The sequence below is a fragment of the Leclercia sp. 29361 genome (assembly GCF_011290365.1).
GTDB classification, from domain to species: Bacteria; Pseudomonadota; Gammaproteobacteria; order Enterobacterales; family Enterobacteriaceae; genus Enterobacter; species Enterobacter tamurae.
Genome location: NZ_CP049786.1, coordinates 965,902 through 979,400, shown reverse-complemented (window position 1 = coordinate 979,400; position 13,499 = coordinate 965,902). Strand labels below are relative to the sequence as shown.

Genomic DNA, 13,499 nt, shown 5'->3' with positions numbered 1-13,499 from the left:
TTTCACGGAACAAAAGCTTTAGCTTGCTGTTCAGCGAATATTAGCGCGTTTATAAGAAACCAGGATTGAAAATGAAAAAGAGTACTCTGGCATTAGTGGTCATGGGCGTTGTAGCAACTTCATCTGTACAGGCAGCCGAAGTATTTAATAAAAACGGCAATAAACTGGACGTGTACGGTAAAGTAAAAGCCATGCATTATCTCAGCGATGATGATGCCAAAGATGGTGACCAGACTTATGTGCGTTTTGGCTTTAAAGGCGAAACTCAGATTAACGAACAGCTGACCGGTTATGGCCGTTGGGAAGCTGAATTCTCCGGCAATAAAGCCGAAAGCGACGCGACACAAAAAACCCGTCTGGCCTTCGCCGGTATCAAGCTGAAAGACTTCGGTTCATTCGACTACGGTCGTAACCTCGGCGCCCTGTACGACGTCGAAGCCTGGACCGATATGTTCCCGGAATTCGGCGGTGACTCCTCCGCGCAGACCGACAACTTCATGACCAAACGCGCCAGCGGCCTGGCTACCTACCGTAATACCGACTTCTTCGGTGCCATTGATGGTCTGGACCTGACCCTGCAATATCAGGGTAAAAACGAAGGCCGTGAAGCGAAGAAACAGAACGGTGACGGTTTCGGTACGGCGCTGACCTATGATTTCGGCGGCAGCGACTTCGCCATCAGCGGCGCCTACACCAACTCTGACCGCACCAATGCCCAGAACCTGCTGGCACGTGGTGAAGGTGAAAAAGCCGAAGCCTGGGGCACCGGTCTGAAATATGACGCCAACAACATTTACCTGGCGACCATGTATACCGAAACGCGCAATATGACGCCAATCTCCGGTGGCTTCGCCAATAAAGCACAGAACTTCGAAGCGGTTGCACAATATCAATTTGACTTTGGTCTGCGCCCTTCCCTGGGTTATGTCCAGTCTAAAGGCAAGGATATTGAAGGCATCGGTGATGAAGATATCGTGAAATATATCGACGTCGGCGCGACCTACTATTTCAACAAAAATATGTCCGCGTTTGTTGATTATAAAATCAACCAGATTGATGACGACAATAAACTGGGCGTGAGCAGCGATGATATCGTTGCCCTGGGTATGACCTACCAGTTCTGATTTAGCGAAATAAAAAACCCGGCGCTGGATGGCCGGGTTTTTTTATTGTCTGCTTTTTACGTCGGACGTTAAGCGGTCAGCTTCACCGGTTCGTTGGTGAAATCATCCGCAGGCTCGAGTTTCAGATCGAACGTCGCCAGCAGCGCGCGAGCTTTCTCGTGGAATTCACGCAGGGTGTGCTCCAGGCGCTGAACCACTTCAGGATCCTTAATCGCCGTCGCCTGCCAGTGACCGTCTTTATCGAACAGGCCAAACTGGTAGTTATAGGTGAAGCGTGACGCTTCGGCTTCCATTTCCATCCACCATCCCCAGAATTCGCGCTTTTCCGGCGATGGCTTTACGTTAACGCAAACGGCCAGACAGTCGAAAAAAAAGCGAGTCTCTTCGCACTGCTCTTCGCGGATGTAGGGGCCAAGAGCCATAAATTTCTTGATCATTCTACTTTTGGGATGTCCACTCGGTAACGTCATTGCGATCTCCTTTTATGAAGCCACTGTTGTACCAAAACACCAAAAATTAGCAATCTCTTAACTCAATCTCTGATGGATCCAGCGCGCTATCTGTTGCAGTGCCTTGTCAAAATTCTGATACACAGGATTGAACGGCACCTCCAGCAGCTTGCCATCGACAGATGACGAGGTGATTAAGCGGGACTCCTCTTCCGGGCTGAAGGGATCGTTTTTCCAGAAGCCAGAGAGCATCGGCGTCGGGCAACGACGACCCAGTAAGCCCTGGGTTTTCAGGGAGTAGCGATTGAGTTCCACGCGCAGCGCCTCGTCGGAGGCATCGTGCATGCCGAGGCTACTGGCCAGCACGTCGAGGTACATTTCCGGCACGCTGCCCTGCCGCGCAGGTTCGCTTAGCAGCGCATGCACCACCGGCCCCAGACAGGCCACCGCTTTCAGGCGTGAGGATTCCAGATAGGCCAGACGCACGGCGACGTTAGCGCCAAAGCGGAAGCCAAACGCCGCCACCCGGGTATGATCCACCCACGGATTCTGCTCCAGCGCCTTGAGGGCATGCTGGTGGAGCAAACTGGAATCCTGGGTCAGTTTCCACTTGGACGAGAAGCCGATTGACGGCATGTCGAGGGTCAGCATCGCCAGCCCTTTCGGGGCTAAGTAGCGCTCATACAGGCTGTAGTAATCGGTTTGCAGCGAGTCGAGGCCGCCGCACATCATCACCGTCGGGAAGGGGCCGTCGCCTGCGGGCATATGCAGGAAGCCGGTCACCGCCGGGCCGCCAGGGATGGTAAAGGTGAGTTCGCGCATCTGACCCGGCAGATGCTGGGCCGCTTCCTGGTAGGCGCGGTTCGCCAGCGCCTGCGCCTGCTCGGCCAGTTCGTCGCCTTTCAGGTGCGGGTAAGCCGCAATGCTGTAGAGATTACAGGCATGCAGCCAGTGCTTGCCGCTTAACAGGGGGTCCTCTTCCTGGCTCGCCTTTTGCTGCCAGATCATCGCCTGGGTTGCCCATTCGTAAATCCAGTTGCCACCGCGATAGCCCACCACCGTGTCGTACAGATCTTCGTCGGTACGTTCGGCCTGACTCATCACGATACGCGCCTGCACATCCAGAATTTCACGGGGATCGATGCCGCGCCAGATCCACATCAGACGGTTAACCATGCGATACCAGTGCGGGATGTTTTTGCCATCCAGCGCCGATTGCACTGACGGTTGTACGCCACTGTTGAAGCGACGAACCAGCGTCGAGGTTTCCGGATGTTTGAATTTGGGCTTGAAGAGAATTTCGCTGAGATTCGCCTGGGACATTGCGCGCTGCCTCTTAAGATACGTCAGAGGGCATCATTGTAACGCGACAAGGGCGAAAAAAATAACGCCCGGCATCACCGGGCGTTAAAAATGTATGGATTAGCGGCCTGAAATAGGTGGGACGAATACTACGCCCATATCCCATGGCTGTTCGATCCAGGTATCCTGCGGGATATCAATCACATAATCGTCAACCAGCGGCTGACCGGCTGGCTTAGCGAAGATGGTAACGAAATGGGCTTTTGGATACATTTCGCGAATGGCGACTGCTGTACCGCCGGTATCAACCAGATCGTCAATCACGATGAAACCTTCACCATCGCCTTCAGCGCGTTTCAGCACTTTCAGCTCACGCTGGTTGTCGTGGTCGTAGCTGGAGATGCACACGGTATCGACATGGCGAATACCCAGCTCACGTGCCAGCAATGCCCCCGGTACCAGGCCACCGCGGCTAACCGCGATGATGCCTTTCCACTGCTCAGATGGCATCAGGCGTGCAGCCAGTTTACGTGCATGAATCTGCAACATGTCCCAGGTGACGATGTATTTTTCGCTCATGTGAATTGTCCCAGCCTGTTTATATACGGCTTAAAAAGTGTTCGAGGGGGAAAATGGTTGCGCGAGATTATAGAGATCTGAAGCACTAAAAACCAGTGCTAAGCGGCCCGGCCCGGAGTTTTTACTTGCTAACCCCTACCAGCCGACAGAGAAAGTGGTATTCTCGAACCCACCTCGCAAGTCTGACTTGTGGTAACTCTAAACCTGCTAACCCCGTGACCTGCAACATTGTCTGCAGGCCATCGACAAGGAGACTTACTGTGTCTGAACTGTCTCAGTTATCGCCACAACCGCTGTGGGATATTTTTGCCAAAATCTGCTCCATTCCTCACCCGTCTTATCACGAAGAACAGCTTGCCGAACACATCATGGGCTGGGCGAAGGAAAAAGGGCTGCACGCCGAACGCGACCAGGTTGGCAACATTCTGATCCGTAAACCTGCCACCGCCGGGATGGAAAACCGTAAACCGGTTGTGCTCCAGGCGCACCTGGACATGGTTCCACAGAAGAACAACGACACCGTTCACGATTTCACCAAAGATCCGATTCAGCCGTACATCGACGGCGAGTGGATCAAAGCCCGCGGCACCACTCTGGGTGCCGATAACGGTATCGGTATGGCCTCTGCGCTGGCGGTACTGGCAGACGATCGCGTTGAGCATGGTCCGCTGGAAGTGCTGCTGACCATGACCGAAGAAGCCGGGATGGATGGCGCCTTTGGTCTGCAGGCGAACTGGCTGCAGGCGGATATCCTGATCAATACCGATTCCGAAGAGGAAGGCGAAATCTACATGGGTTGCGCGGGCGGTATCGACTTTATCTCCACCCTGCCGCTGACCCGTGAAGCGATCCCGACAGGCTTCCAGACCTTCAAGCTGACGCTGAAAGGGCTGAAAGGCGGCCACTCCGGCGGTGACATTCACTTAGGGTTAGGCAATGCCAACAAGCTGCTGGCCCGCTTCCTGGCCGGTCATGCTGCCGAATTGGATCTGCGTCTGGTGGATTTCAACGGCGGTACGCTGCGTAACGCGATCCCGCGTGAAGCCTTCGCCACCGTGGCCGTTGCCGCAGACAAAGCCGATGCGCTGAAAAAGCTCTCCACCGTCTATCTGGATATCCTGAAAAACGAGCTGGAAGCGAAAGAGAAGAACCTGACGGTGGTGCTGGAAGCAGTTACGACGGATAAAGCTGCGCTGACTGAGCAGTCACGCGACCGCTTTGTTCAGCTGCTGAACGCTACGCCAAACGGCGTGATCCGCAACTCTGACGTGGCGAAAGGCGTGGTAGAAACCTCCCTGAACGTCGGCGTGGTGACCATGGCTGACGACAGCGCAGAGATTATCTGCCTGATCCGCTCCCTGATCGACAGCGGGAAAGAGTACGTGGTGAGCATGCTGGAATCTCTGGGCAAACTGTCTGGCGCGCAAACCGCCGCCAAAGGCAGCTATCCGGGCTGGCAGCCAGATGCGAGTTCACCGGTGATGGCGCTGGTGCGTGAAACCTATCAGCGTCTGTTTAACAGCACGCCGAACATTCAGGTGATCCACGCGGGTCTGGAGTGTGGTCTGTTCAAGAAACCGTACCCGGATATGGATATGGTTTCCATCGGGCCGACCATTACCGGTCCTCACTCTCCGGATGAGCAGGTGCATATCGAAAGCGTGGGCCATTACTGGACCCTGCTGACCGAACTGCTGAAAGCGATCCCGGCGAAGTAATCCCCTCACCCCAGCCCTCTCCCACAGGGAGAGGGAGAAATACCCAGGCCCGGTAAGCGTCAGCGCCACCGGGCTTTTTTACAGCCCCAGCACCAACTGCCGCTCCAGCTGCGGATCCAGCAGCGTGACATGCAACCCCACCAGCCGTACTCCCCGCCCTGCCCGACGCTCTTCCCAGGTTTTCTTCGCGGTGGCAATCAAATCCTCTTTGTTCAGCCGCGGCCAGACGTGCTCCTGGGTGGTTTGCTGAAAATCGTTGAACTTGAGTTTTACCCCCTGGCGGGCAATCAGCAGATCCGGTTTAACCTTCGCCAGCCGCCGCTCCAGCTCAGGATAGAGCTGCCCGACGATAATGGCTTCGCAGTCTGCCCAGTCGTGAATATCCTCCGCCAGGGTGCGTTCCACGCCCACCGATTTACGCAGCCGCTCGCTGTTAACATTGCGCTCATCAATGCCCTGGCTCCGCTCCCACAGCACCCGGCCAAACTTACCGAAGCGCTTTAACAGCATCCCGAGATCGCTGTTCTGCACATCTTCACAGGTGCGCAGCCCCATGTTCTCCAGCTTTGCTGCAGAGACTTTCCCTACGCCGGGGATCTTACCCAGCGGCAGCGTTTTGATAAACGCCGGCACTTCGTCAGGGGTGATCACATACTGGCCGTTGGGCTTATTGAGATCCGAGGCGATTTTGGCGAGGAATTTAACCGGCGCGACGCCCGCCGAGGCGGTGAGCTGCAGTTCATCAAAAATCGTCTGACGGATCTCCTGGGCCATCAACGTGGCGGAGCCGTGACAGTGAAGGCTGTCGGTGACATCCAGATAGGCTTCGTCCAGCGACAGGGGTTCGATCAGGGAGGTGTAGCGGGAGAAGATCTCACGAATATGGTGGGACGCTTCTTTGTAGGCCTCGAAACGGCCAGGTAATAAGGTGAGGTGCGGGCAGAGTTTTAACGCCATCGCGGTCGGCATGGCGCTGCGCACGCCAAACTTACGTGCCGGGTAGTTCGCGGTGCTGATCACTCCGCGCTGCACACGACTACCGCCAATGGCAATGGGGATATCCCGTAGCGCCGGATTATCCCGCATTTCCACCGCAGCAAAAAAACAGTCCATATCGACATGGATTATTTTGCGCATCATCATCACCACACCTGTAATTATGCACAGTATAACAAAGTGCAAAAAATGCGTCAGCAGATTTACCGTCGCACTTCTGTCATTAAATCATGGTACAAGGATAAGCCATTGGGCATTTACAACTCATTGAATTACATGATTTAAAATGGAAAATTATTCATGAAAAAGATGATTATCGCTTCACTTCTGCTAACGACCTCCGCCTGGGCCAGCCCACAAATTATCGCTCACCGCGGGGGAACCGCCGATGCGCCGGAGAATACGCTTCCGGCCATTCAGCTTGCGCTGGAAAACCGCGCTCAGGCGATCTGGGTCACCGTGCAGCTCAGCCGTGACGGCGTGCCCGTTCTCTATCGCCCGAGCGATCTCAGCGCGTTAACCGCAGCAAAGGGCAACGTCTCTCAGTACACCCAGGCCGAGCTGGCGACCTTTGATGCCGGTGCAAAATGGAAAGAAAAGGTCGCCGGAACCACCATTCCGACCCTGAAAGCGGTACTGGAACGCTGGCCTGACGTCCACTTTTACATCGATATTAAATCCCCCGACGCCGATCCGGCTGAGATGGGCAAACAGCTACTTGGCGTGCTGAAAGAGACCAACAGCCTGGCGCGTGTTCGCGTCTATTCCACAGAGGATCGCTATCTGGATGCTCTGCCTGCAGAGGTGCCGCGCTTTGTCACCCGGAGTGAAACCCGCACCCGGCTGGCGAATATCTCCCTGAACCACGTTTGCCAGACCCCGGCAAAGAAAATGGATGCGTACTGGTACGGGCTGGAGCTGAATCGCAAGGTGGAAGTGGTGGAGAAATTCACACTGGGGGATGGTATCTCCCCGGCTACCCTGACGTGGGATAAGGAGGCGATGGACTGTTTCCGCTCACAGGGGAATGCCCATGTGATTCTGCTTGGTGTTAACTCTGCAGAGGATTATCAGAAAGCCCAAACGTTGGGGGCCGACGGGGTGATGGTGGATTCTCCGGCCCAGGCCAGAGCGTGGGTTAAGTAAAAAAAACAGGCCGCTGTTGCGGCCTGTTTCGTTCAGAGGATTCGGTTTTGCTGGCGCTGTGCTTCGCGTTCCATGCGCTTTTTACGCGCGTCGCACGGCTCCGGGCAGTCGCAGACTTTCTCCATCCCCAGCGAAGAGATGCCGCCGCAGCTGCCCTGAATGCTTTTACGCTTAATCAGCCAGCCGAGCGACATGCCAAATATCACCAGCACAAAGATCGCAAAGGTCAGCAGGAAGGTCACCATCATCAGCCTCCAAAATCATCCAGCATGATGTTCTCATCTTCCACGCCGAGATCCTGCAGCATTTTGATCACCGCGGCGTTCATCATTGGCGGCCCGCACATGTAGAACTCGCAGTCTTCCGGAGCAGCGTGGTGTTTGAGGTAGTTTTCATACAGCACGTTATGAATGAACCCGGTGTAGCCGGTCCAGTTATCTTCCGGCAGCGGATCGGACAGCGCAATGTGGAAGCTGAAGTTCGGGTTATCCCGCGCCAGCTGTTCAAACTCCTCCTGATAAAACATCTCCCGCAGCGAGCGGGCGCCGTACCAGAAGCTGATCTTACGTTTGCTACCCAGACGCTTAAGCTGATCAAAGATGTGCGAGCGCATCGGCGCCATCCCGGCCCCCCCGCCGATGAATACCATTTCGGCATCGGTCTCTTTGGCAAAGAACTCACCAAACGGACCGGAGATAGTCACCTTATCGCCCGCTTTCAGCGACCAGATATAGGACGACATGATCCCCGGCGGTGCATCCGGTACGCCTGGCGGCGGCGTGGCGATACGCACGTTGAGCATGATGATGCCCTTCTCATCCGGGTAGTTGGCCATGGAGTAGGCGCGCAGCGTCGGCTCCTTAACCTCAGAGACAAAGCGGAACAGGTTGAATTTATCCCAGTCGCCGCGGTACTTGTCAGGCACGTCAAAGTCCTTGTACGCGACAGTATGCTCCGGGCATTCAATCTGGATGTAGCCACCCGCGCGGAACGGCACATCTTCGCCATCGGGTACGCGTAGCTTCAGCTCTTTAATGAAGGTGGCTTTGTTATCGTTGGAGATAACCTCACACTGCCACTTTTTCACGCCGAAGATCTCCTCCGGCAGCTCAATCTTCATGTTCTGACGCACCGCCACCTGGCAGGCCAGACGACAACCCTCTTTCGCCTCACGCTTGCTGATGTGCGACAGTTCGGTCGGCAGGATATCGCCGCCACCCTCTTTGACCGTGACCCGGCATTGCCCGCAGGAGCCACCGCCGCCGCAGGCAGAAGAGATAAAAATGCCATTGCCGGAGAGCGTGTTCAGCAGCTTGTCACCCGCAGGGGTGCGGATCTGCTTATCCGCCTCATCGTTAATCTCGATGATCACATCGCCGGAGTTCACCAGCTTTGACCGCGCCACCAGGATCAGCCCCGAGAGCACCAGCACGATCAGCGTAAACATCACCACGCCAAGAATAATTTCCATACAGTTTGCCCTTACAGCTGCACACCGGAGAAGGACATAAAGCCCAGCGCCATCAGACCGGTGGTGATAAAGGTGATCCCTAAGCCGCGCAACCCGGCCGGCACGTTGGCATACTTCATTTTTTCACGCAGGCCCGCCATCGTCACGATAGCCAGCATCCAGCCAATGCCGGAGCCGAAGCCGTAGACCACCGACTCGCTAAAGTTGTAATCACGTTGCACCATGAACGACACGCCGCCAAAAATGGCGCAGTTCACGGCAATCAGCGGCAGGAAGATGCCCAGCGCGGTATAGAGTGACGGGAAGTATTTATCGAGGATCATCTCGAGGATCTGCACCAGTGCCGCGATCACCCCAATGAAGGTGATGAAGTTGAGGAAGCTCAGATCAACGCCGTCTACCAGCGCGCCATCGCGCAGCACCAGGTTAAAAACCAGATTGTTGATCGGCACCGACAGCCCCAGCACCACCGTAACGGCAACGCCCAGGCCGAAGGCGGTCGACACCTTTTTGGACACGGCGAGGAACGTACACATGCCGAGGAAAAACGCGAGCGCCATGTTTTCAACAAACACCGCCCGCACAAACAAACTCAGGTAATGAGCCATTGTCGGTTACTCCTTTTCCTGCTGCTCGGGGCGCCAGGTTCTCACCGCCCAGATCAGCAAACCGATAATGAAGAACGCGCTGGGGGCCAGCAGGAACAGGCCGTTCGGCAGATACCAGCCGCCGTTTTGCACGGTATCGAGCACGGTGATGCCAAACAGCTTGCCGCTGCCGATCAGCTCGCGCAGGAAACCTACCGTCAGCAGGATCACGCCGTAGCCGAGACCGTTGCCGATGCCATCCATAAAGCTCGCCAGCGGCGGCATCTTCATGGCGTAGGCTTCTGCCCGCCCCATCACGATGCAGTTGGTGATGATCAGGCCGACAAACACCGACAGCTGTTTTGAGGTTTCGTAGGCAAAGGCCCGCAGCAGCTGATCCACCACGATCACCAGCGAGGCGATGATCGCCATCTGCACGATAATGCGCACGCTGTTGGGGATGTGGTGGCGGATCATCGAGATGAACATGCTGGAAAACGCCGTCACCAGGGTTACCGCCAGGGTCATCACCACCGCGGTTTCTAGCTTGGTGGTCACCGCCAGCGCCGAACAGACACCCAGGACCTGCAGGGTAATCGGGTTGTTGGCGATCAGCGGCCCGATAAGAACCCGTTTAACTTCTTTCAGTTCGCCCGCATCAGCCATTGTTCAGCTCTCCTTCACGTACCTTTTTAAGAAAGGGTCCAAAGCCCAGCTCACCCATCCAGAAATCAAAGCTGTGCTGAACACCGTTTGAAGTCAGCGTGGCACCAGAGAGGCCATCGACAGCGTACTCATCCCCCGGACGTGCGGCCCCTTTCATCACTTTCAGCGCCGGTTGACCGTTATCATCCAGCACCTTTTTGCCGACAAACTGCGCCCGCCAGGCCGGATTCTCTACTTCGCCACCCAGCCCCGGGGTTTCGCCCTGGTCGTAATAAGTGATGCCTTTAACGGTTCGGCCATCGGTATTGAGGGCGACGAAGGCATACATCATCGACCACAATCCGTTGCCGTACACCGGCAGAACCAGCTCCTGGACGCGTTGTTGCTCATCCCGCACCAGGTAGATCTCCGCCGTGTTGCTGCGACGCTTGATGCCAGCCGGATCCTGACTGGCCTCCAGCACGGTGCTGCGCTGTGGATCTTTCAGCGCCTGCGCCTGGTTGTAGCTGGACGGATCGCTCTCCAGCAGCTCGCCGGTATTGAGATCTACCAGACGCGGGGTGATGCGTTCGGCAAAGGTCTGCGCCACATCTTCGGCGCTCATTTCGCCCTGCATCAGGCCGGCCACCGCCAGAATGTTACGTTGCTTATCGAGGGCGCGTTGTTCCTGCTGACGGGACTTAAGCCCTACCGCAGAGCCCGCCACCACGATGGAGCAGACCAGGCACAACACGATGACCACCATCAGCGTCTTGCCGATGCTGTCATTATTTTTTATCTCAGCCACGCGCCTTCCTCCGTTTGATGTTGGCCCGCACTACCAGGTAATCGAACAGCGGCGCGAACAGGTTGGCGAACAGGATCGCCAGCATCATCCCTTCCGGGTAGGCCGGGTTCACGACGCGGATCAGTACACACATCACACCGATCAGCGCCCCGTACCACCATTTGCCTTTATCGGTAAAGGAGGCTGACACCGGGTCGGTGGCCATAAACATCATGCCGAAGGCGAAACCGCCCAGTACCAGATGCCAGTACCACGGCATGGCGAACATCGGGTTAGTCGTCGAGCCGATCAGGTTAAACAGCGTTGCGGTGAGGATCATGCCGAGCATGACGCCAGCCACGATGCGCCAGGAGGCGACGCGGCCAAACAGAATGATGGCACCACCAATCAGGATCATCAGCGTGGAGACTTCGCCTATCGAGCCCGGAATGGTGCCGATAAAGGCATCGAACCAGCTGACCGGCTGCCCGGTGGCGTTGTTGACCAGCGCCTCGCCGCCGTGGGCGGCCCACTGCGATAACGGCGTCGCACCGGAGAAACCATCCGCCGCCGTCCAGACCAGATCGCCGGAGATTTGCGCCGGATAGGCAAAGAACAGGAACGCACGTCCGGCAAGGGCCGGGTTGAGGAAGTTACGCCCGGTACCGCCGAAGATCTCCTTCGCCATCACCACGCCAAAGCTGATGCCCATCGCCGCCTGCCACAGCGGCAGCGTCGGTGGGACAATCAGGGCAAACAGAATGGAGGTGACAAAGAAGCCTTCGTTGATCTCGTGCTTACGGATAATCGCGAACAGCACTTCCCAGAAGCCGCCGACCAGGAAGACCGTCAGGTAGATGGGCAGGAAATAGACCGCCCCCAGGGTCATCATACTGATCCAACCGGCATCAGGGGTAAAGCTGACCCCCAGCATCTGCGCCACCCGGTAGTGCCAGTCCCCCGCGATAATCTGCGGCAGCTGCTGGGCATCATAAAGATGCGTCAGCGCCGGGATAGTCTGCAGGCCGACGTTGTACATGCCCCAGAACATCGCCGGGAACACCGCGAACCAGACGAGGATCATCATGCGCTTGAGGTCGATGGCATCACGCACGTGCGCGGCCCCTTTGGTGACCTGGCCAGGCGTATAGAACAGCGTCGCGGTCGCTTCAAACAGCGGGTAGTACTTTTCCAGCTTGCCGCCGTGGGTAAAGTGCGGCTCCAGCTTCTCAATGAGATGTTTCAGGCCCATCAGTTATCCTTCCTGCTCAATGCGGGTTAATACCTCGCGCAATACGGGTCCGTATTCGTATTTACCGGGGCAAACGTAGGTGCACAGGGCCAGATCTTCTTCATCCAGCTCGAGGCAGCCCAGCGCCTGGGCACTGTCGGTATCCCCCGCCAGCAGATCGCGCAGCAGCAGGGTCGGCAGGATGTCGAGCGGCATTACGCGCTCGTAGTTGCCGATGGGCACCATCGCCCGCTCACCGCCGTTGGTATCGGTGGAGAAGTTGAACAGCTTGTTGCGCAGGAAGTGGCCGAGCGTGGTGCGGGTGACGGAGAACTTCTCTCTGCCGGGCATCACCCAGCCGAACAGCTCTTTCTCGCGCCCCTCTTTCACCACGCTGACCTGTAGATGAAAGCGCCCGAGATACGCGTGGGTGCCTGTGGCATGCCTGCCGCTCAGGACTGAACCCGAAATATGACGGTTTTCGCCGTCCAGGGTTTCGTCCGCCAGCAGGTCATTAAGATCTGCCCCCAGGCAGGTGCGCACCAGACGTGGGTTGCGCATCTGCGGGCCGCCGAGGGCGATAACCCGCTCGGTACAAAGCTCGCCGGTGGTGAACAGCTTGCCGATGGCGATCACCTCCTGGTAGTTGAGATGCCAGACCTGTTTGGTCAGGCTGACGGCTTCCAGGAAATGGATATGCGTCCCTGGCAAGCCTGCCGGATGCGGCCCGGCGAAGGCGTTGAACGTCACCTTCCCTTGCGGGTGCCCGCCCAGCTTGCCGCCGCCCGCCTGGCAGACATGTACTTTGCCGTCCGTCAGGCGCGTCAGGAGGGTCAGTCCGGCATCAAATGCCTGACGCTGGGCCAGGATAATCGGCTGCGGGTCGGCGCTGAGCGGATTGGTGTCGATGGCGGTGACGAAAATGGCGGCAGGCACGGTGCCAGGCACCGGGGTTTTGCTGAATGGACGGGTACGCAGCGCCGTCCACAGCCCTGATTCCAGTAGTTGCGCCTGCACCGACTGGCGTGAAAGCGTGGGCAGGTCAGCAGTATCGTGACGGGTAAACTCGCGCTGCCGATCGCCCTCCAGCCGGATCACCACCGATTGCAGTACCCGACGCTCGCCACGATGAATGGCCACTACCGTTCCGCTGGCGGGTGCGGTGAAGAGGACGCCGGGATTTTTTTTATCCTCGAATAGCGCCTGGCCCTTCATGACGCTGTCGCCCTCCTGCACCAGCATGGTGGGACGCATCCCCAGGTAGTCGTCCCCGAGGATCGCTACATGGCGGGGAGCCGCACAGGGCGAAATCTGCTGTACGGGAATGCCGGAAATCGGCAAATCAAGTCCTTTTCTTATTCTGATCATAGTGTTAGTTGATATCCATGAATAACCGTTCTCCCCAGAGGGGCGGACGAGTCAGAAGTCGTTGCACAGGATAAGGAAGGCGGCGAGAACTCGCCT

The 13,499-nt window shown here is 56.9% G+C and carries 14 protein-coding genes; 3 read left to right on the top strand and 11 right to left on the bottom strand.

Going from position 1 to position 13,499, the window contains the following annotated elements; genetic code table 11:
* Positions 1–71: 71 nt before the first annotated feature.
* Entirely contained in the window at positions 72–1,124 is a 1,053-nt protein-coding gene (gene phoE / locus G7090_RS04615; RefSeq protein ID WP_106995992.1) for a phosphoporin PhoE, read from the top strand.
* 68 nt (positions 1,125–1,192) lie between these two features.
* On the opposite strand, the gene crl is transcribed toward phoE, so the two are convergent.
* The 3 genes from crl to gpt form a co-directional block, all read right to left on the bottom strand.
* Complete coding sequence (crl, locus tag G7090_RS04610) at positions 1,193–1,594, bottom strand: sigma factor-binding protein Crl (RefSeq protein ID WP_166181655.1); 402 nt, start codon at positions 1,592–1,594, stop codon at positions 1,193–1,195.
* Between the two features lie 57 nt (positions 1,595–1,651).
* Positions 1,652–2,896 (bottom strand): esterase FrsA, encoded by a 1,245-nt coding sequence (gene frsA / locus G7090_RS04605; RefSeq protein WP_166181654.1) that lies wholly within the window; start codon positions 2,894–2,896, stop codon positions 1,652–1,654.
* A gap of 99 nt (positions 2,897–2,995) precedes the next feature.
* Positions 2,996–3,454 carry a xanthine phosphoribosyltransferase gene (gene gpt, locus G7090_RS04600; RefSeq protein WP_106995995.1) on the bottom strand — a complete coding sequence of 153 codons (459 nt, stop codon included), beginning with the start codon at positions 3,452–3,454 and terminating at the stop codon, positions 2,996–2,998.
* Between the two features lie 260 nt (positions 3,455–3,714).
* Here gpt and pepD point away from each other — a divergent pair, with 260 nt between their 5' ends.
* Positions 3,715–5,172 (top strand): cytosol nonspecific dipeptidase, encoded by a 1,458-nt coding sequence (gene pepD, locus G7090_RS04595; protein ID WP_166181653.1) that lies wholly within the window; start codon positions 3,715–3,717, stop codon positions 5,170–5,172.
* 78 nt (positions 5,173–5,250) lie between these two features.
* Here pepD and dinB read toward each other — a convergent pair whose 3' ends face one another.
* The gene (dinB, locus tag G7090_RS04590; RefSeq protein ID WP_106996018.1) at positions 5,251–6,309 is read right to left on the bottom strand and encodes a DNA polymerase IV; all 1,059 of its coding nucleotides are present in this window, start codon (positions 6,307–6,309) and stop codon (positions 5,251–5,253) included.
* A 159-nt stretch (positions 6,310–6,468) separates the two neighbouring features.
* Here dinB and G7090_RS04585 point away from each other — a divergent pair, with 159 nt between their 5' ends.
* On the top strand, positions 6,469–7,314 hold the full coding sequence (locus G7090_RS04585) for a glycerophosphodiester phosphodiesterase family protein (RefSeq protein WP_106995997.1): 846 nt from the start codon (positions 6,469–6,471) through the stop codon (positions 7,312–7,314).
* A gap of 32 nt (positions 7,315–7,346) precedes the next feature.
* Here G7090_RS04585 and nqrM read toward each other — a convergent pair whose 3' ends face one another.
* From nqrM to G7090_RS04550, 7 genes are read right to left on the bottom strand one after another with little or no spacing between them, the layout of a single operon-like run.
* A complete protein-coding gene (nqrM, locus tag G7090_RS04580; RefSeq protein WP_166181652.1) occupies positions 7,347–7,562 on the bottom strand; it encodes a (Na+)-NQR maturation NqrM in 216 nt (71 codons plus the stop codon).
* Positions 7,562–8,785 carry an NADH:ubiquinone reductase (Na(+)-transporting) subunit F gene (gene nqrF / locus G7090_RS04575; protein WP_166181651.1) on the bottom strand — a complete coding sequence of 408 codons (1,224 nt, stop codon included), beginning with the start codon at positions 8,783–8,785 and terminating at the stop codon, positions 7,562–7,564. The genes nqrM and nqrF overlap by 1 nt, the downstream gene beginning before the upstream one ends.
* An 11-nt stretch (positions 8,786–8,796) precedes the next feature.
* Positions 8,797–9,393 carry an NADH:ubiquinone reductase (Na(+)-transporting) subunit E gene (gene nqrE, locus G7090_RS04570; RefSeq protein ID WP_142488335.1) on the bottom strand — a complete coding sequence of 199 codons (597 nt, stop codon included), beginning with the start codon at positions 9,391–9,393 and terminating at the stop codon, positions 8,797–8,799.
* A gap of 6 nt (positions 9,394–9,399) precedes the next feature.
* Positions 9,400–10,038, bottom strand: coding sequence for an NADH:ubiquinone reductase (Na(+)-transporting) subunit D (locus G7090_RS04565; RefSeq protein WP_032616678.1), 639 nt, complete (start codon positions 10,036–10,038; stop codon positions 9,400–9,402).
* Complete coding sequence (locus G7090_RS04560; protein ID WP_106996002.1) at positions 10,031–10,825, bottom strand: Na(+)-translocating NADH-quinone reductase subunit C; 795 nt, start codon at positions 10,823–10,825, stop codon at positions 10,031–10,033. Before G7090_RS04560 ends, G7090_RS04565 begins: the two co-directional genes overlap by 8 nt.
* Positions 10,818–12,056, bottom strand: coding sequence for an NADH:ubiquinone reductase (Na(+)-transporting) subunit B (locus G7090_RS04555; RefSeq protein ID WP_106996003.1), 1,239 nt, complete (start codon positions 12,054–12,056; stop codon positions 10,818–10,820). Before G7090_RS04555 ends, G7090_RS04560 begins: the two co-directional genes overlap by 8 nt.
* Positions 12,057–12,059: 3 nt before the next feature.
* A complete protein-coding gene (locus G7090_RS04550) occupies positions 12,060–13,403 on the bottom strand; it encodes a Na(+)-translocating NADH-quinone reductase subunit A (RefSeq protein WP_166181650.1) in 1,344 nt (447 codons plus the stop codon).
* Positions 13,404–13,499 lie beyond the last annotated feature (96 nt).

What these genes read in the sequence shown, in the direction of transcription:
- phoE (WP_106995992.1), top strand. Translation starts at nt 72, where the DNA reads ATGAAAAAGAGTACTCTGGCATTAGTGGTCATGGGCGTTGTAGCAACT.
- crl (WP_166181655.1), bottom strand. Translation starts at nt 1,594, where the DNA reads ATGACGTTACCGAGTGGACATCCCAAAAGTAGAATGATCAAGAAATTT.
- frsA (WP_166181654.1), bottom strand. Translation starts at nt 2,896, where the DNA reads ATGTCCCAGGCGAATCTCAGCGAAATTCTCTTCAAGCCCAAATTCAAA.
- gpt (WP_106995995.1), bottom strand. Translation starts at nt 3,454, where the DNA reads ATGAGCGAAAAATACATCGTCACCTGGGACATGTTGCAGATTCATGCA.
- dinB (WP_106996018.1), bottom strand. Translation starts at nt 6,309, where the DNA reads ATGCGCAAAATAATCCATGTCGATATGGACTGTTTTTTTGCTGCGGTG.
- G7090_RS04585 (WP_106995997.1), top strand. Translation starts at nt 6,469, where the DNA reads ATGAAAAAGATGATTATCGCTTCACTTCTGCTAACGACCTCCGCCTGG.
- nqrM (WP_166181652.1), bottom strand. Translation starts at nt 7,562, where the DNA reads ATGATGGTGACCTTCCTGCTGACCTTTGCGATCTTTGTGCTGGTGATA.
- nqrF (WP_166181651.1), bottom strand. Translation starts at nt 8,785, where the DNA reads ATGGAAATTATTCTTGGCGTGGTGATGTTTACGCTGATCGTGCTGGTG.
- nqrE (WP_142488335.1), bottom strand. Translation starts at nt 9,393, where the DNA reads ATGGCTCATTACCTGAGTTTGTTTGTGCGGGCGGTGTTTGTTGAAAAC.
- G7090_RS04565 (WP_032616678.1), bottom strand. Translation starts at nt 10,038, where the DNA reads ATGGCTGATGCGGGCGAACTGAAAGAAGTTAAACGGGTTCTTATCGGG.
- G7090_RS04555 (WP_106996003.1), bottom strand. Translation starts at nt 12,056, where the DNA reads ATGGGCCTGAAACATCTCATTGAGAAGCTGGAGCCGCACTTTACCCAC.
- G7090_RS04550 (WP_166181650.1), bottom strand. Translation starts at nt 13,403, where the DNA reads ATGATCAGAATAAGAAAAGGACTTGATTTGCCGATTTCCGGCATTCCC.